The sequence below is a fragment of the Nocardioides sp. DN36 genome, from assembly GCF_055380375.1.
The window spans coordinates 3,893,525-3,909,982 of record NZ_AP043823.1 but is presented as its reverse complement, the minus strand read 5'-3'; the positions used below and the strand labels follow the sequence as shown (position 1 = coordinate 3,909,982).

Annotated in this window: 18 protein-coding genes; 9 read left to right on the top strand and 9 right to left on the bottom strand. The window is 71.1% G+C overall.

The window, feature by feature from the left end; all coding sequences use genetic code 11:
* The first annotated feature begins 27 nt into the window (after window positions 1-27).
* From ACZ43H_RS19745 to trxA, 3 genes are all read left to right on the top strand, one after another.
* Window positions 28-750 (top strand): hypothetical protein, encoded by a 723-nt coding sequence (locus ACZ43H_RS19745; RefSeq protein ID WP_464585765.1) that lies wholly within the window; start codon window positions 28-30, stop codon window positions 748-750.
* A gap of 86 nt (window positions 751-836) precedes the next feature.
* Window positions 837-1,838: a thioredoxin-disulfide reductase gene (gene trxB, locus ACZ43H_RS19740; protein WP_464585763.1), complete on the top strand. Its 1,002-nt coding sequence runs from the start codon at window positions 837-839 to the stop codon at window positions 1,836-1,838.
* A gap of 85 nt (window positions 1,839-1,923) precedes the next feature.
* Window positions 1,924-2,247, top strand: a complete 324-nt coding sequence (gene trxA, locus ACZ43H_RS19735) for a thioredoxin (RefSeq protein WP_379182405.1) — start codon at window positions 1,924-1,926, stop codon at window positions 2,245-2,247.
* A gap of 23 nt (window positions 2,248-2,270) precedes the next feature.
* Here the strand turns inward: trxA and ACZ43H_RS19730 are convergent, their stop codons facing one another.
* Window positions 2,271-2,918: an N-acetyltransferase family protein gene (locus tag ACZ43H_RS19730; RefSeq protein WP_464585761.1), complete on the bottom strand. Its 648-nt coding sequence runs from the start codon at window positions 2,916-2,918 to the stop codon at window positions 2,271-2,273.
* A gap of 108 nt (window positions 2,919-3,026) precedes the next feature.
* Between ACZ43H_RS19730 and ACZ43H_RS19725 the strand changes: the two genes are divergently transcribed.
* Genes ACZ43H_RS19725 through ACZ43H_RS19715 form a run of 3 tightly spaced genes read left to right on the top strand, consistent with a single transcriptional unit; the run spans window position 3,027 to window position 6,141 of the window.
* Window positions 3,027-4,373, top strand: a complete 1,347-nt coding sequence (locus ACZ43H_RS19725) for an aminotransferase-like domain-containing protein (RefSeq protein ID WP_464585759.1) — start codon at window positions 3,027-3,029, stop codon at window positions 4,371-4,373.
* A 20-nt stretch (window positions 4,374-4,393) separates the two neighbouring features.
* The gene (locus tag ACZ43H_RS19720) at window positions 4,394-5,371 is read left to right on the top strand and encodes a D-alanine--D-alanine ligase family protein (protein WP_464585757.1); all 978 of its coding nucleotides are present in this window, start codon (window positions 4,394-4,396) and stop codon (window positions 5,369-5,371) included.
* A 2-nt stretch (window positions 5,372-5,373) separates the two neighbouring features.
* Complete coding sequence (locus tag ACZ43H_RS19715; protein WP_464585755.1) at window positions 5,374-6,141, top strand: lysophospholipid acyltransferase family protein; 768 nt, start codon at window positions 5,374-5,376, stop codon at window positions 6,139-6,141.
* A gap of 276 nt (window positions 6,142-6,417) precedes the next feature.
* On the opposite strand, the gene ACZ43H_RS19710 is transcribed toward ACZ43H_RS19715, so the two are convergent.
* The 8 genes from ACZ43H_RS19710 to rpmH form a co-directional block, all read right to left on the bottom strand.
* Entirely contained in the window at window positions 6,418-7,488 is a 1,071-nt protein-coding gene (locus ACZ43H_RS19710; RefSeq protein WP_464585753.1) for a ParB/RepB/Spo0J family partition protein, read from the bottom strand.
* A complete protein-coding gene (locus ACZ43H_RS19705; protein WP_464590878.1) occupies window positions 7,485-8,477 on the bottom strand; it encodes a ParA family protein in 993 nt (330 codons plus the stop codon). Before ACZ43H_RS19705 ends, ACZ43H_RS19710 begins: the two co-directional genes overlap by 4 nt.
* Before the next feature lie 131 nt (window positions 8,478-8,608).
* Entirely contained in the window at window positions 8,609-9,301 is a 693-nt protein-coding gene (gene rsmG / locus ACZ43H_RS19700; RefSeq protein ID WP_464585751.1) for a 16S rRNA (guanine(527)-N(7))-methyltransferase RsmG, read from the bottom strand.
* A 54-nt stretch (window positions 9,302-9,355) separates the two neighbouring features.
* Window positions 9,356-9,910, bottom strand: a complete 555-nt coding sequence (locus tag ACZ43H_RS19695; protein ID WP_464585749.1) for a Jag family protein — start codon at window positions 9,908-9,910, stop codon at window positions 9,356-9,358.
* Complete coding sequence (yidC, locus tag ACZ43H_RS19690) at window positions 9,907-10,872, bottom strand: membrane protein insertase YidC (RefSeq protein WP_464590876.1); 966 nt, start codon at window positions 10,870-10,872, stop codon at window positions 9,907-9,909. The genes ACZ43H_RS19695 and yidC overlap by 4 nt, the downstream gene beginning before the upstream one ends.
* A 36-nt stretch (window positions 10,873-10,908) precedes the next feature.
* On the bottom strand, window positions 10,909-11,172 hold the full coding sequence (gene yidD / locus ACZ43H_RS19685) for a membrane protein insertion efficiency factor YidD (protein WP_464585747.1): 264 nt from the start codon (window positions 11,170-11,172) through the stop codon (window positions 10,909-10,911).
* Window positions 11,169-11,519 (bottom strand): ribonuclease P protein component, encoded by a 351-nt coding sequence (gene rnpA, locus ACZ43H_RS19680; RefSeq protein ID WP_464585745.1) that lies wholly within the window; start codon window positions 11,517-11,519, stop codon window positions 11,169-11,171. Before rnpA ends, yidD begins: the two co-directional genes overlap by 4 nt.
* A gap of 28 nt (window positions 11,520-11,547) precedes the next feature.
* Window positions 11,548-11,685, bottom strand: coding sequence for a 50S ribosomal protein L34 (gene rpmH, locus ACZ43H_RS19675; protein ID WP_011758123.1), 138 nt, complete (start codon window positions 11,683-11,685; stop codon window positions 11,548-11,550).
* Window positions 11,686-12,242: 557 nt separating this feature from the next.
* On the opposite strand from rpmH, the gene dnaA reads away from it, so the two are divergent.
* The 3 genes from dnaA to gnd all read left to right on the top strand — a co-directional run bounded on the left by dnaA (window position 12,243) and on the right by gnd (window position 16,456).
* The gene (dnaA, locus tag ACZ43H_RS19670; protein WP_464585743.1) at window positions 12,243-13,685 is read left to right on the top strand and encodes a chromosomal replication initiator protein DnaA; all 1,443 of its coding nucleotides are present in this window, start codon (window positions 12,243-12,245) and stop codon (window positions 13,683-13,685) included.
* A gap of 595 nt (window positions 13,686-14,280) precedes the next feature.
* Window positions 14,281-15,420 (top strand): DNA polymerase III subunit beta, encoded by a 1,140-nt coding sequence (gene dnaN, locus ACZ43H_RS19665; protein ID WP_464585742.1) that lies wholly within the window; start codon window positions 14,281-14,283, stop codon window positions 15,418-15,420.
* 124 nt (window positions 15,421-15,544) lie between these two features.
* On the top strand, window positions 15,545-16,456 hold the full coding sequence (gnd, locus tag ACZ43H_RS19660; protein ID WP_464585740.1) for a phosphogluconate dehydrogenase (NAD(+)-dependent, decarboxylating): 912 nt from the start codon (window positions 15,545-15,547) through the stop codon (window positions 16,454-16,456).
* Window positions 16,457-16,458 lie beyond the last annotated feature (2 nt).

Sequence of the window (16,458 nt, the reverse complement as noted above, 5' to 3'; positions counted from 1 at the left end):
TTTCCCCGCCGCCGAGAGGAGGACCCCATGGCCGCCGACGAACGCCCCGAGCTCGGCCCCGAGCAGGAGCGGGAGGTACGCCGCCTGCTCGCCGACGCCCGGCACACCGAGCCGATCCCGGTCGACGTCTCGGCACGCCTCGAGAGGGTCCTCGCCGAGCTGGCGGAGCAGCAGTCCACGGGCTCGCCGGGCGTGGACGACCCGGACCCGACGGCCCCCGGCACCGTCACGGAGCTCGCCTCACGGCGCCGCCGGCGCGCCGCCTCCGTCCTGGTCGCCGCCGCCGCCGTGGTGGCCGTGGGCGTCGGCCTCTCCCAGGTGGTCGACGTCTCCCCGAACGGCTCGGACTCGGACAGCGCCTCCTCCGCCGGCCAGGCCGCCCGCGACAGCTCGGGCTCCTCCTCGGGCCGCTCCCGGATCGAGCGGAGCGAGGTCGGCGCGGACGCTCCCGAGGACAACATGATGGCGCTGGCCGCGCCGGTCCGGGTGCGACCGGACCACTTCTCCGCCGACGTGGCGAGAGCCCGACGGACCGCCGGTGAGCAGGCGGCGTACTCCGCACAGGACCGGCGCCACCCCTTCGAGTGCGCGGCCGGCGACTGGGGCCGGGGCAAGCTCGTGCCGGTGCGCTACGACGGCACCAACGCGGTTCTCGTGCTGCGTCCGGTGACCGGCGACTCCCAGGTCGTCGACCTCTTCGCGTGCGGCGGCTCCGACGCGGTGCGCTCGATCACGCTCCCCGCGCGCTGAGGGAATGCCGCTCGCCTACGATCGGTTCTGACCACGAGCCAACAGGGCGGCACCGAGCGCCACCCGCCGAGGAGAGATCGTCCCCCATGTCTGAGTCCGGCACCCGCAACGTCATCATCATCGGCTCGGGTCCGTCCGGGTACACCGCGGCGGTCTACGCCGCCCGGGCGAGCCTGCACCCGCTGGTCTTCGAGGGATCGGTGACCGCCGGAGGCGCGCTGATGAACACGACCGAGGTCGAGAACTTCCCCGGCTTCCGCGACGGCATCATGGGCCCCGCGCTGATGGACGAGATGCGTGCCCAGGCCGAGCGGTTCGGCGCCGAGCTGGTCCCCGACGACGTCGTCGAGGTCGACCTGACCGGTGACGTGAAGGTCGTGAAGACCGCCACAGACACCTACACCGCCAAGGCGGTCGTGCTGGCCACCGGCTCCGGCTACCGCAAGCTCGGGCTGCCCCGCGAGGAGGAGCTCTCCGGTCGCGGCGTCTCGTGGTGCGCGACCTGCGACGGCTTCTTCTTCCGCGACCAGCACATCGCCGTGGTCGGCGGTGGTGACTCCGCGATCGAGGAGGCGACCTTCCTGACCCGGTTCGGCACCAAGGTCTCCCTGATCGTGCGTCGCGACGAGCTGCGCGCCTCCAAGATCATGCAGGAGCGGGCGTTCGCCGACCCCAAGCTCGAGATCGTCTGGAACTCGGTCGTCGAGGAGATCAACGGCGAGGACCGGCTGGAGTCGGTGACCCTCAAGGACACCGTCACCGGCGAGAAGCGCACGCTGGACGCCACCGGCCTGTTCATCGCGATCGGCCACGACCCCCGCTCGGAGCTGCTCAAGGGCCAGGTCGACCTCGACGAGAACGGCTACGTCGTCGTCTCGCACCCCTCGACCGGGACCAACCTGCCGGGCGTCTTCGCCGCGGGCGACCTGGTCGACCACCACTACCGCCAGGCGATCACCGCCGCCGGCACCGGCTGCGCGGCCGCGCTCGACGCCGAGCGCTACCTCGCCGAGCTCGACCACGTCGCCTCGACCCCGCAGGAGGCCCAGGCGCGGGCCGACGCGGAGATGGCGACCCAGGGCTCCTGAGCCGCTGACCCCCGGCGTGGTGGGAACAACTGTCCCCGCCCTGGTGTTGACTCGTCCGAGAAGACTTCAAGAGAAAGGTGTGACCGTGGCGAACATCGCTGCCGTGACCGACGCCGAGTTCGAGGCGCAGGTCCTCAAGTCCGACAAGCCCGTCCTGGTGGACTTCTGGGCGGAGTGGTGCGGCCCGTGCCGCCAGGTCGCCCCGATCCTCGACGAGATCGCGACCGCCCACGGCGACAAGATCACGTTCTTCAAGATGAACGTGGACGAGAACCCGGTCACCCCCTCGTCGTACCGCGTCACCGGCATCCCGACCATCAACGTCTACCAGAACGGTGAGGTCGTGAAGTCGATCGTCGGGGCCCGCCCGAAGGCCGCGCTGCTCAACGAGCTCGCCGACCTCATCTGAGCCTTCCGGTCAGAGCCTGACCGTCACGTGACGGTGCGCCCGCTCCTCGTCGCCTTCGGCGTAGGGGCGGGCGCTGGCTTCTTCACGGGGCGCACGACGCCCAGCAGTCGCTCGAGGGCAGCCTCCAGCTCGTCGCGCCAGGTCAGCGTGGAGCGCAGCTCCATCCGCATCCGGGGACTGGTGCCGTGGGCCCGCTGGGTCTTGAACCCCACGCTGCCGAGGAACTCCACGGGGGCCACGCAGCGGCGGTTGCCCCGCACGTCACCGAACGCCTCCACCGCCCTGATCCCGCCCCGTTCGATCAGGTCCCGGGCCATGCCCTGCACCAGCATCCGCCCGAGCCCGCCCCCGGCGTGCTCGGGGGCGACGTACACGTTGGTGAGCAGGACCGCGTCCGGCGACACCGGGGCGGTCGGGAAGCTCGCAGCGCCGGGCACGAACGCCTCCGGCGCGTAGATGAGGTAGCCGACCGGCACGTCGTCGACGAGCGCCACCCGGCCGCACGAGCCCCACTCGCGCAGCACCTCGGAGACCCAGGCGTCCTTCTCGCCGCGCGGGTCGTCGACCCGCTCGCGCCGCACGGGGTCGAGCTCCCAGAACAGGCACGAGCGGCACGGCTCGGGCAGGGCGTCGAGGTGGTCCAGCGTGAGCCGGACGATCTTGCGTGACATCGGCACCTCCTGCCGTGCTGCCCGGACCGGTGGACGACTGTGACCGACCCGCCCAATCCCCGGGCTGCACGTGCGGCCCGGACTCCCATCGTTCATGCTAGGCCTGTCATGGACAACACCCCCGCGCCCCGCGTCAGCACCAGCGTCACCGCCGGATCCGGCACCCGCCTCGACTCCTACGTCGACCGCTACGCCGCGCGCACCGCAGGGATGACCGCCTCGGAGATCCGCGCCCTCTTCGCCGTGGCCTCGCGGCCCGAGGTGGTCTCGCTGGCCGGCGGCATGCCGAACATCTCCGGCCTGCCGCTCGACGTCGTGGGGAGCGCGATCGCCGAGCTGGTCGCGACCAACGGCCCGGTCGCGCTGCAGTACGGCTCCGGCCAGGGCGACCCGACCCTGCGCGAGCAGATCTGCGACGTGATGCGGCTCGAGGGCATCGAGGCGCACCCCGACGACGTGGTGGTGACGGTCGGCTCCCAGCAAGCCGTCGACCTGGTCACCCGGATCTTCTGCGACCCCGGGGACGTCGTGCTCTGCGAGGCGCCGTCGTACGTCGGGGCGCTCGGCGTCTTCCGATCGTTCCAGTGCGACGTCGTGCACGTCGAGATGGACGCCGACGGGCTGGTCCCGGCCGCGCTCGAGCAGGCGATCACCGCCGTGCGGGCGGCCGGCAAGACCATCAAGTTCCTCTACACGATCCCCAACTTCCACAACCCGGCCGGCGTCACGCTGGCGGCCGAGCGGCGCCCGGAGATCCTCGAGATCTGCCGGCGCCACGACATCCTGGTGCTCGAGGACAACCCCTACGGACTGCTCGGCTTCGAGGGCGAGCCCCGGCGGGCGCTGCGAGCCGACGAGGCCGAGGGCGTGATCTACCTCGGGTCGTTCTCCAAGACCTTCTCGCCCGGGATGCGGGTGGGCTGGGCGCTGGCCCCGCACGCGGTGCGCGAGAAGCTGGTGCTCGCCCAGGAGTCCGCGACCCTGTGCCCTCCGTCCTTCAGCCAGATGGCCGTCTCGACCTACCTCGCCGGCCACGACTGGCAGGGCCAGATCAAGCAGATGCGGGAGATGTACCGCGAGCGGCGCGACGCGATGATGGAGGCGCTGCGCGACTACATGCCCGCGTCGTGCTCGTGGAACGAGCCCGACGGCGGTTTCTTCGTGTGGGTGACGCTTCCGCCCGGCATCGACGCCAAGGCGATGCTGCCGCGCGCGGTCACCGCGCGGGTGGCCTACGTACCCGGCACTGCCTTCTTCGCCGACGGCTTCGGCTCGGGCTCCATGCGGCTGTCGTTCTGCTACCCGACCCCCGAGCGGATCCGTGAGGGCGTACGCCGCCTCGCGGGCGTGCTCGAGGCCGAGATGGAGCTGCGCGAGACGTTCGGGGCCGCGGCACCGACCCGGGGCCTGGACGCCCGCAGCGGCTACGACGCCCCCAGCACCGACCTGAGCTGACCGAGATGAGCGGAGAACACGTGAGCATCGACGACGGCGCCCCCACCGGGGCGGTGCTCGTGCTGGCCGGCGGGCTGTCCCACGAGCGGGACGTGTCGCTGCGCTCGGGCCGTCGGGTCGCCGAGGCGCTGCGGGGCACCGGCCTCGAGGTCGTGGAGCGCGACGTCGACGCCTCGCTGCTGGCCACGCTGCGCACCGAGCGTCCCGCCTGCGTGGTCCCGATGCTGCACGGCGAGACCGGTGAGGACGGCGCCATCCGCGAGGTGCTCGAGCTCCTCTCGGTCCCGTACGTCGGCGCGCCCCCGGCCGCCTGCCGCACCGCGTTCGACAAGCCGGTCGCCAAGGCGGTGGTCGCGCGGGCCGGGATCGACACCCCCGAGGCGGTCTGCCTCCCGCACGAGACCTTCCGCGAGCTCGGCGCCGCCGCCGTGATGGAGGCGCTGGTCGCGCGCCTGGGTCTCCCCCTGATGGTCAAGCCCGCCAAGAGCGGGTCCGCGCTGGGCTGCTCGGTGGTCCGCCGGGCCGAGGAGCTGCCCTCCGCGATGGTGAACGCGTTCGCGTACGGCGACGTGGCGCTGCTCGAGCAGTTCGTCGAGGGCCTCGAGGTGGCGGTCCCGGTCATCGACGACGGCTCCGGGCCCCGGGCGCTGCCGGCCGTGGCGATCCGTCCCGACGGCGGGGTCTACGACTACACGGCGCGCTACACCGCGGGCTCGACCGAGTTCGTCACCCCGGCGCCGCTGGACGCGGACCTGTCCGCCGAGGTCGCCCGGGTGGCCCTGCTGGCCCACGAGGTGCTCGGACTGCGCGACGTCTCCCGGTCTGACCTGATCGTCGACCCCGCGGGCCGGGTATGGTTCCTCGAGGTCAACGTGGCCCCCGGGTTCACCGAGACCTCGACCGTGCCGCTCGCGATCCAGGCCGCCGGCCTGGACCTCGGCAAGGTGTGTGCCTCCCTCGTCCAGGCCGCCGTGTCGCGGAGCAGCCCCCAGGAGTAGACGTGCGTGACCTGACCTACCCCCCGATCATCGTCACCGCCAAGACCGCGTTCCGCCTGCTGGGCCAGCGGTTCCTGATGTCCGGCACCGAGCACGTGCCCCGTGAGGGCGGCGTGCTGCTGGCCTACAACCACATCGGGTACGTCGACTTCGTCTACGGGGGGCTGGCCGCCAACCCGTCGGGTCGGCTGGTGCGCTTCATGGCCAAGCGCGAGCTGTTCGACCACCGCTGGACCGGTCCGCTGATGCGCTCGCTGCACCACATCGAGGTGGACCGCGGCGAGGGTCTCGCGTCGTACCACACCGCGGTCGACTACCTGAAGGCCGGCGAGGCCGTCGGGATCTTCCCCGAGGCCACCATCTCGAGGTCGATGGAGCTCAAGGAGTTCAAGACCGGCGCGGTCCGGATCGCGGCCGCTGCGGGCGTGCCGATCGTGCCGGTGATCCTGTGGGGCACCCAGCGCATGATGACCAAGGGCCACCCCAAGGACTTCTCGCGGGGCAAGACCATCAGCATCACGGTCGGCGAGCCGATGCTGCCCAGCGGCGAGGACCCCACCGCGGAGACGGCCGAGCTCCGGGCCCGGATGGCCGCGATGCTCGACGAAGCGATCCGGGAGTACCCCGCCGAGGAGCAGCCGCCGGGTGCCTGGTGGGTGCCGGCCTCGCACGGCGGCGGTGCGCCGACGCCGGAGGAGGCGCTGGCGCTCGACGCCGCCGAGAAGCGCGAGCGGGCGGCCAAGCGCGCGGCCCGTCGCGCCCGCACCTGATCCCACCCGGCTGACGAGCGCCCGCTGGCCCCCGGATCCGGTGCTGTCAGCGGCGATCTGGGGGCAGTTGCTGCCCCTGCAGCCCCCGTGGACGCGGTGACACGGCGCTCAGAATCGTTCCTGGACAACTTTTCGGGCGCTCGCGGGGCGGTTTCAGCAACCATCGGCCCGTCCTGACGGGCCGGGAGCCCGGTGTTTCACGTGCAACAACGCGGTGAGAGCGCTGCAGTTCGTCGCTTTATCGACAAAGCAATTTGTCACTTTGTCGACAAATCGTCAGATCGGTCGGTCCGTGCGGTTGCGCGGGTCCATCACGTCGACGATGCGCTGGAGGTCCTCCAGTGAGGCGAACTCGACGGTGATCTTGCCCTTGCTCTTGCCCAGGTCGACCTTGACCCGCGTCTCGAAGCGGTCCGAGAGACGGTCGGCGAGGTCCACAAGACCCGGGGCAGTCGGCCGGCGTCGCGTCGTGCGTTGCGCGGGAGTGCTCCCGTCGCCGATGGCCACGATCTCCTCGAGCCCACGCACACTGATGCCCTCGGCGACGACGCGCTGGGCGAGACGGTCCTGCAGCTCCGGGTCCTCCACGGCCAGGAGCGCCCGCGCGTGGCCGGCCGAGAGCACCCCGGCCGCCACCCGGCGCTGCACGGCCGGGCTGAGCCGGAGCAGCCGCAGGGTGTTGCTGATCTGGGGTCGGGAGCGACCGATCCGCGAGGCCAGCTCGTCGTGGGTGCAGCCGAAGTCCTCCAGCATCTGCTGGTAGGCCGCCGCCTCCTCGAGGGGGTTCAGCTGCGAGCGGTGCAGGTTCTCCAGCAGCGCGTCGCGGAGCATGTCGTTGTCGTCGGTCTCACGGACGATCGCGGGAATCGTCTCCAGACCGGCCTCCTGGGAGGCGCGCCAGCGACGCTCGCCCATGACCAGCTCGTAGGCGTCCACACCGGTGCGGCGCACCACGACCGGCTGCAGGAGCCCGACCTCGCGGATGGAGTGCACCAGCTCGGCCATCGCGTCCTCGTCGAAGACCTGGCGGGGCTGCACCCGGTTGGGCGAGATCTGCTCGAGCGGGACCTCGGCGAAGTACGCCCCTGCCACGGGCGCCAGGCCCTGGTCGGGGACGACCCGGTCCGCCGGCGGACCACCCGCGTCGGCCGCTCCGTCGTGCTGTCCATCCTGACCGGCGCCGACCCCGGAACCGGACAGGCCGGCCGCCTGCGTGTCGGCCCCGTCCGGCCGCGCGGCCGACGACTCGCCGGCACCGGGGGTCTGCGGCGCGGCGGGCGCCGTCGGGATCAGCGAGCCGAGACCGCGGCCGAGCCCACGACGCTGCTGAGGACGACTGGCGTTCATCGGGGGGCTCCCTTGGTGGCGATCTCACGCGCGGCCTCGAGGTAGCACAGCGCGCCCGGCGATCCCGGATCGTAGGTCATCACGGTCTGGCCGTACGACGGGGCCTCGGAGACCCGCACCGACCGCGGGATGCTGGTCTTGAGCACCTGGTCACCGAAGTGCTCGCGCACCTCCTCGGCGACCCCCGCGGCGAGCCGGGTGCGGGCGTCGTACATCGTCACCAGGATCGTGGACACCTGCAGCCGCGGGTTCAGGTGGGCACGCACCATCTCGACGGTCTCCAGCAGCTGTCCGAGACCCTCGAGCGCGTAGTACTCCGCCTGGATGGGGATCATCATCTCCGCACCGGCCACGAGCGCGTTGAGCGTGAGCAGCCCGAGCGAGGGTGGGCAGTCGATGAGCACGAAGTCGTAGCGCTCCTCGCCCACCTCGGCCGCACTCCCGACCCGGGGGTGCCCCTGGATCGCCCGGTGCAGCCGGCTCTCACGAGCCACCACGCTCACCAGCTCGATCTCGGCGCCCGCGAGGTCGATGGTCGCCGGCACGACGTCGAGGTTGGCCACCTCGGGGCAGGGGCTGACGACCTCCGCCAGCGGAGCCCCGTCCACGAGTGCGTCGTACGTCGAGGCCACACCGCGGTGGTGCTCCACGCCGAGCGCCGTGGAGGCATTGCCCTGCGGGTCGAGGTCGATCACCAGGACGCGCTGCCCCAGCTGGGCCAGCGCGGCCGCGACGTTCACGGTGGACGTCGTCTTGCCGACGCCGCCCTTCTGGTTCGCCACCACGAGGACCCGGGTGGTGTCGGGGCGGGGCAGCGCCGGCCGCATCCGAGCGCCGTGACGCGCGAGCACGGTGTGCTCGGCCGCACGGGCCAGCGGCGTCGCCGCGTCGTCGAAGCCGGGCTCCGCGGCGGCCAGGTCGGCCGCCGTCCGTACCGTGAACGTCCGCGTGGGCGGTGTTTCACGTGAAACCACGTCGTCCTCTTCCATCGTCACTTGTGGATGATCGGCCTCAACCTGTGGAGAATCACGCTCAACAGGCCATCCCAGACCGGTGGATAACGTCGGCTCGGCATCCTCGGGCCAGCCGGGGGACGTGCGCCCGTCCCGGCTTGTCTCGGTCACGCCTTCCGCCTCCGCTTCGCTCCGCGTCGGCGTCCCGAGGCAGAGTCGCGCCGGGCTGCCCGATCCGCAGCCAGCGGCCAAGATACCTGCGTCGGATCCGCCCAGGCCACCTGGAGGGCGTACGTCGGACGCTCGACCAGCTCCGCACCGAGCACGCGCACCTCGGGCTCCGCGCATCCCCACTCACGGACCGCGTCCCGGGCGGCCTCGACCTCGTCGCGAACCGAGGAACCCTTCATCGCCACCAGGGCCCCGGTCGGGGCCACCAGGGGCATCGACCAGCCGAGCAGCCGGTCCAGGGGAGCGACCGCGCGGGAGGTGACCACGTCGAACCGGCGCTGCCCGTGCAGCGACTCCGCCCGCCCGCGCACCACCTCGACGCGGGACAGCTCCAGCTCGGTGACCACCTCGTCGAGGAACGTGGTGCGTCGCAGCAGCGGCTCGACCAACGTGATCTGCAGGTCGGGTCGGGCGATCGCCAGCACCAGCCCCGGCAGGCCGGCGCCGGTCCCGATGTCGCACAGCGTGACCCCGTCCGGCACCAGGTCGCCGAGCAGCGCGCAGTTCACGAGGTGTCGCTCCCAGAGGCGCGGGGCCTCCCGGGGGCCGATCAGGCCGCGGACCACCCCCTCGGTGGCGAGCAGCTCCGCGTAGCGCTCCGCGAGCGGAAGCCGCTCAGACGGGAACACCCCCCGGGCCACGTCGGGCGCGGGGGGTGTTTCACGTGAAACGTCAGCCATCGGTCACTCGGGCAGCACGACGACGTACCGGCGCGGCTCGGCGCCCTCGGACTCCGAGCTCAGCCCCGCAGCGGCGACCGCGTCGTGGACCACCTTGCGCTCGAAGGGGGACATGGGGTCCAACGAGACCGGCTCGCCGTGCTCGCGGACGCGGGCGATCGTCTCCTCGGCGAGGGCCACCAGCTGCTCGCGCTTGCGCGCCCGGTAACCCGACACGTCGAGCATCAGCCGGGAGCGCTCACCGGTCTCACGGTAGACCGCCAGCCGGGTCAGCTCCTGCAGGGCGTCGAGCACCTCGCCGTCGCGACCGACGAGCTGGCTCAGCTCGGCACCCACGATGGAGACCGCGGCCCGATCGCCCTCGACGTCCATGTCGAGGTCGCCGTCGAGGTCGGCGATGTCGAGCAGCTCCTCGAGGTAGTCCGCCGCGATGTCGCCCTCGTGCTCGAGCTCACGGACCCGGTCCGCGCCGGTGGTCGCGGTGGTCTCCTCGGTCACGCCGTCCTCGACGCTCTCGACGTTCTCGGCCTGGGTGGTGTCGGTGCCGGACTCGCTCACTGCTGCTCTCCCTCGGGGTTCGTCTTGTCGGTCGGGCGCGATCCGCCGGCCTTCTTGCGCTGCTCGCGGGACTGCCGCTTCGGCTGCTGGCGCCGGGCGGGGCGAGGCTCGGCCTCCGGCTCGACGGCGGCGGGCGTCGCGGGCGTGGCCGGGTGGCCGTGCTTGGCGGCCTTGGCGGCGTCACGGTCGGCCTTGGCCTGCGCGGCGGGCGTGCCCGGGGCGGGGTTGTTGCGGATCACGTAGAACTGCTGGCCCATCGTCCACAGGTTCGACGTGGTCCAGTAGAGGAGCACGCCGATCGGGAAGGCGATACCACCGACGGCGAAGACGACGGGGAGGACGTAGAGCAGCATCTTCTGCTGCTGTGCGTACGGACCGCTGAGCGCGTCCGACGGCATGTTCTTGCTCATCAGCTGGCGCTGCGTGGTGAAGGTAGTGGCGGTCATGGCGACCACGAGGATCGCCGCGACGACCATCACCGAGGTGTTGCCACCGTTGTCGAGGAACGTGTCGGCCAGCGGGATGTGGCCGAACAGCTTCGCCTCGCCGAACTGCTTGGCCATCGAGTCGGTCAGCACGCCGTTGCCGGTCTTGTTCTTCGCGGCGTGATCGAGCAGCCGGAACAGCGCCAGGAAGATCGGCATCTGCAGGAGGATCGGCAGGCACGAGGCGAACGGGTTGGTGCCCGTCTCCTTGTACAGCTTCATCGTCTCCTGGGCGAGCTTCTCCCGGTCGTGGCCGTACTTCTTCTGCAGCTCCTTGACCTTGGGCTGGATCAGCTGCATGTTCCGGCTGGACTTGATCTGCTTGACGAACAGCGGGATCAGCGCAGCACGGATGACGAGGGTCAGGCCGATGATCGACAGGGCCCACGAAGCGCCCCCCGCCGGGTTGAGCACGAGGCTGAACACCTCGTGCCAGGCGACCAGGACCGCCGAGATCGCGTAGTAGAGCGGGGTCATGATGAAGTGACCGATGTCGCCCAGGATTCCCACGGGTCAGGCTCCTTGCGTAGGGGGAGTTCCCGCGCTCACGCGGGGAGGCTTGTGTCGAACCGGCACCGGGTCGTAGCCGCCGGCGGCCCAGGGGTGGCAGCGCAGCAGGCGGCGTACGGCAAGCCAGCTGCCGCGCAGGCTGCCGTGCTCGCGCACCGCCTCCAGGGCGTAGGCCGAGCAGGAGGGGTGGTAGCGGCAGACCTGTCCGTACAGCGGGCTGATCACCGCGCGGTAGGCCTTGAGCAGGCCGATCAGGACGTACTTCACGCGACGAGCACCCGCCCCAGGCAACGCTCGAGGTCGGCGCCGAGTTCCGCGTACGTCGCACCGGCGGCCGCGGGCAGCGCCCGGACCACGAGCACAGCGGAGCCCGGGAGCGACGAGACGTGCTCCCGGGCCAGGTGTCTGAGTCGACGCTTCACGCGGTTGCGGGTCGCGGCGTTGCCCACCGCCTTGCTGACGACGAATCCCACCCGGGGTGGCCCGGAGGGTTCACCGGAGCGGGCCTGGGCGTGCAGGTGCACCACCAGGGTCCGCGAACCAGCGCGCCGCCCGGCGCGGACTGCCTCCCGGAAGGAGGTGGAGTCACGCAGCCGGTGCGGCGCGGTCAGCACGGGGTGGCCCGCCGGCAGAGGCGAGGCCTCAGACGGCCAGGCTCTTGCGGCCCTTGCGACGACGCGAGGACAGGATGGCGCGACCGGCGCGGGTGCGCATGCGCAGGCGGAACCCGTGCACCTTGTGACGGCGGCGGTTGTTCGGCTGGTACGTACGCTTGCTCACGAGCTTCTCTCCATGGTGTGACAGGGCAGCCACGCCGGTGGATCGGCAGCACCATCGGAGCCTCGGGCTCCGGACGCCTTTCGGCTGGCACCGCCCACCCACGAGCGCACAGCTGCGTGGACATGCGGCACCGGTCGACACCGGGTGACCGGCCAACGGTACGCGCTGGCGTTCAACAGGGTCAAACCGGCGTCCGGGGCCTCCTCCAGAGCCTGTGGATGACGTCTTGCTCCGCCCCGTCGCGCCTTGTTACGTTCAAGCCCTCCGAGGTTCCCCCACACCCCCGGACTCCTGTGGATCAACAGGCCGTGTGACGTCCGCCACTTTCCTGGCTTTCGCCCTCTGACCTGCGAAGACAGCGATCCGCAAGTCGTCGGGGCGTGTCTCGGACCGCGACTCTCCACAGGGAGGGTCTCGGGTTCACAACCTGTGGACAAAGTTGTGGAGAGAAAACCGGACCCATCCGATCGTCGGTTCCCCTGCGGCACGCCGCCGAGGGCGGCGAGCATGGGGCCCGACGACGAGCGCACGACCACCGGAAGCGAGGCGGGAACCCCGTGGAGCAAGGCACCTCGGACCTCAACGTCGCCTGGCGGGGCGTCGTCGACGACCTGCAGCCCAACCAGCGGGCCTGGCTGCGCGCCAGCGAGCCCGTCACCCTGCACGAGAGCACGGCGATCATCGCCGTGCCCAACGACTTCACCCGCACCCAGCTCGAGGGCCGGTTGCGCGGTCAGCTCGAGGACGCCCTCACCGTGGCCTTCGGGCGTGAGATCCGGATCGCGGTGACGGTCAACCCCCAGCTCGACGAGGACGCGACCGCCGACACCGCGCCGGTGATCAACAACTCGACAAGTCGAGAGATCGACATGTCGACAATTTCCCAGCCCGACGTGACACCGCCGCCGCCGGCGCGCGGGCCGGTCGACCCGGTCGAGTCACTGCCGCGTCCCACGGCGCTGGAGACCCGGCTCAACCCGAAGTACACCTTCGAGACCTTCGTCATCGGTTCGTCCAACCGCTTCCCGCACGCCGCCGCCGTCGCAGTGGCCGAGGCGCCGGGCAAGGCGTACAACCCGCTGCTCGTCTACGGCGACTCCGGTCTCGGCAAGACCCACCTGCTCCACGCGATCGGCCACTACGTCCGCAGCCTCTACAGCGGCGCGAAGGTCAGGTACGTCTCGAGCGAGGAGTTCACCAACGAGTTCATCAACGCGATCCGCGACGACCGGCAGGACCGGTTCAAGCGCCGCTACCGCGACGTGGACGTGCTCCTCATCGACGACATCCAGTTCCTGGAGGGCAAGACCCAGACCCAGGAGGAGTTCTTCCACACGTTCAACACGCTCCACAACGCCAACAAGCAGATCGTGCTCACCTCGGACCGTGCGCCCAAGCGGCTCGAGGCGCTGGAGGACCGGCTGCGCAACCGGTTCGAGTGGGGCCTGATCACCGACGTCCAGCCGCCGGACCTCGAGACCCGCATCGCCATCCTGCGCAAGAAGGCGGCGATGGACCGGCTCACCGCGCCGCCGGACGTGCTGGAGTTCATCGCCTCGAAGATCCAGACCAACATCCGCGAGCTCGAGGGCGCGCTGATCCGGGTGACGGCCTTCGCGAACCTCAACCGCCAGGAGGTCGACATGACCCTGGCCGAGATCGTCCTCAAGGACCTGATCCCCGAGGGCGGCGAGCCGGAGATCACCGCGGCGCTGATCATCGCCCAGACCGCGGCGTACTTCGGCCTCTCGATCGAGGAGCTCACCGGCCCCAGCCGCGGCCGGCACCTGGTCATGGCCCGGCAGATCGCGATGTACCTGTGCCGCGAGCTGACAGATCTCTCCCTGCCCAAGATCGGCGCCCAGTTCGGCAACCGCGACCACACGACCGTGATGTACGCCGACCGCAAGATCAACCAGCTCCTCGCCGAGCGCCGCGCCGTCTTCAACCAGGTCAGCGAGCTGACCAACCGCGTGAAGATGCAGGCCCGTCAGGTCTGAGAGACGTGCCCTTGACGGGCCGAGACCCCGCAAATGGCTCTCCAGAAAGCGTTCTGAGCGCTCTCGACCACCCACGACGCCCGGCTCGACGCCGGGCGTCGTGCTCATTTCGCTTCCTGACGAGCCATTTTCGGCTCCCGGACACGGGACGAATCACACGTCCCGGCCCTGTGGAGGGCTTGTGGTTCCGCGTGACATCGACGTGGAGCAGCTGTGGAAACTCCGGGCACGACTGACGGAACAAGATCCGAACTGCACAAGGACGTGTCATCCGCACCGCGCCGCTCCACAGGCCCTGTGCACCGAAATTCGCGGGCTGACCTGCACGGACCTGAGTTCTCCACAGTTTCCACGGATGCTGTGACTCCGACCTACCTCCAGACATCACGATCCCCGGTGAACATCCATCCGGCCCCCGACCTGGGGACAACCTGCCCCGGGACCCTCCGCGAACGCTCGGGGACCGGGAGGTCGTGCGCGAGGGCAAACGACACCGAACCTCCCACCGCACCCGCTCGCATGGCAGGATTCACCTCCCAGACCTCGCACCCCACAACCTCGAGTTGTGATTCACCGACCCGAAGGAACACCCAACGTGAAGTTCCGCGTCGATCGCGACGTGCTCGCCGATGCCGTTGCCTGGGCCGCACGCAGCCTCCCGGTCCGTCCGAGCGTCCCGGTGCTGGCCGGGCTCCTCATCGACGCGAGCGACGAGGGGCTGGTCCTCTCGACCTTCGACTACGAGACCTCGGCGCGCGCCACCCTCAAGGCCGAGGTCAGCGACGAGGGCCGCGCGCTGGTCAGCGGCCGGCTGCTCGCCGACATCTGCCGCAGCCTCCCGGCCAAGCCGGTGGAGATGGTGCTCGACGGCGCCCGGGTCTCGCTGACCTGCGGCTCGGCCCGCTTCAGCCTGCAGACGATGCCGGTCGACGACTACCCGTCGCTGCCCGACATGCCCGCCGCGACCGGCACGGTGCAGAGCGACCACTTCGCGCACGCCGTCGCCCAGGCCGTCACCGCGGCCGGCCGCGACGACATGCTGCCGGTGCTCACCGGCGTGCGGATCGAGATCGAGGGTTCGACGATCTCGCTGCTGGCCACCGACCGCTTCCGCCTGTCCCACCGCGAGCTGGGCTGGGACCCGCGCACCCCCGACGAGTCGCTGGCCGCCCTGGTCCCGGCCAAGGTGCTCGGCGACACCGCCAAGTCCCTCACCGCCGGCAGCGAGGTCACCATCGCCCTCGCCGCATCGGGCACCGGTGAGGGCATCATCGGCTTCGAGGGCGCGGCGCCCGGCGGCGTACGCCGCACCACCACCCGCCTGCTGGACGGGGAGTTCCCCAAGGTCCGCAGCCTGTTCCCCAACGAGCACCAGACCAGGGCGCTGGTCGACAAGGCCGCGCTGATCGAGTCGGTCAAGCGCGTGGCCCTGGTGGCCGAGCGCAACACCGCGGTCCAGCTCGCCTTCAGCGACGGGGTGCTGACCCTGGACGCCGGCTCCGGCGACGAGGCGCAGGCCTCGGAGTCGATCGAGGCGACCATCGAGGGCGAGGACATCACCACGGGCTTCAACCCGCAGTTCCTGCTCGACGGGCTCGGCGCGATCGACCAGCCGGTGGTCGAGCTGGCCTTCACCCAGGCCTCCAAGCCGGTCGTCATCAGCGGCAAGGTGGACGACGACGCCGAGGCGTCGCCGTTCCGCTACCTCCTGATGCCGCGCCGTCTCCTGTCCTGAGCGGGCCCGGCATCCCGCTCCGCGGCGCTCTCGTCGCTCCACGACCGGACCCGGGCCGCCCTCGCTCCTCGGCCCTGCCACAGGGGCGCCGGCCGCCGTCACCCTCGACCCTTAGGCTCTTCGCATGAAACTTGGACTTGTTGGACTCGGGAAGATGGGCGGGAACATGCGCACCCGCCTGCGCCAGGCCGGCCACACGGTCGTCGGCTACGACCGGAACCCGGACGTGTCCGACGTCGAGAGCCTCGAGGAGCTCGTCGCGCAGCTGCCTGCGCCGCGCGTCGTCTGGGTGATGGTTCCTGCGGGCGACCCGACCCGGGAGACCGTCCGGACCCTGGGCGACCTGCTGTCCGAGGGCGACCTGGTGGTCGACGGCGGCAACTCGCGGTGGACCGACGACCAGGCCAACGCCGAGATGCTGGCCCAGAAGGGCGTCGGCTTCGTCGACTGCGGTGTCTCCGGCGGGGTCTGGGGCCTGGAGAACGGCTACGCCCTGATGTGCGGCGGCTCCGAGGAGGACGTCGCCAAGGTCCAGCCCGCGTTCGATGCGCTTAAGCCCGAGGGTGACTCCGGCTTCGTGCACGCGGGCAAGGCGCCGGGCGCGGGGCACTTCGCCAAGATGGTCCACAACGGCATCGAGTACGCCATGATGCAGGCCTACGCGGAGGGCTTCGAGCTTCTGGAGAAGGTCGACCTGGTGGAGAACGTCGTCGACGTCTTCGACTCCTGGCGCGAGGGCACCGTCATCCGCTCCTGGCTGCTCGACCTGCTGGTCACCGCGCTGAAGGACGACACCCACCTCGACAAGCTCGCGGGCTACGCCGAGGACTCCGGCGAGGGTCGCTGGACCGTCGAGGCGGCCATCGACAACGCCGTCCCGCTCAACGTGATCACCGCCTCGCTCTTCGCCCGGTTCGCCTCGCGCCAGGACGAGAGCCCGGCGATGAAGGCGATCGCGGCCATGCGCAACCAGTTCGGCGGGCACGCGACCCGCACCGCGCCGCCGCCCGGCGGCGACGCAGCCCGGGGGGACTAGCA

What these genes read in the sequence shown, in the direction of transcription:
- ACZ43H_RS19745 (WP_464585765.1), top strand. Translation starts at nt 28, where the DNA reads ATGGCCGCCGACGAACGCCCCGAGCTCGGCCCCGAGCAGGAGCGGGAG.
- trxB (WP_464585763.1), top strand. Translation starts at nt 837, where the DNA reads ATGTCTGAGTCCGGCACCCGCAACGTCATCATCATCGGCTCGGGTCCG.
- ACZ43H_RS19730 (WP_464585761.1), bottom strand. Translation starts at nt 2,918, where the DNA reads ATGTCACGCAAGATCGTCCGGCTCACGCTGGACCACCTCGACGCCCTG.
- ACZ43H_RS19725 (WP_464585759.1), top strand. Translation starts at nt 3,027, where the DNA reads ATGGACAACACCCCCGCGCCCCGCGTCAGCACCAGCGTCACCGCCGGA.
- ACZ43H_RS19710 (WP_464585753.1), bottom strand. Translation starts at nt 7,488, where the DNA reads ATGAACGCCAGTCGTCCTCAGCAGCGTCGTGGGCTCGGCCGCGGTCTC.
- ACZ43H_RS19705 (WP_464590878.1), bottom strand. Translation starts at nt 8,477, where the DNA reads ATGGAAGAGGACGACGTGGTTTCACGTGAAACACCGCCCACGCGGACG.
- yidC (WP_464590876.1), bottom strand. Translation starts at nt 10,872, where the DNA reads ATGACCCCGCTCTACTACGCGATCTCGGCGGTCCTGGTCGCCTGGCAC.
- gnd (WP_464585740.1), top strand. Translation starts at nt 15,545, where the DNA reads ATGAAACTTGGACTTGTTGGACTCGGGAAGATGGGCGGGAACATGCGC.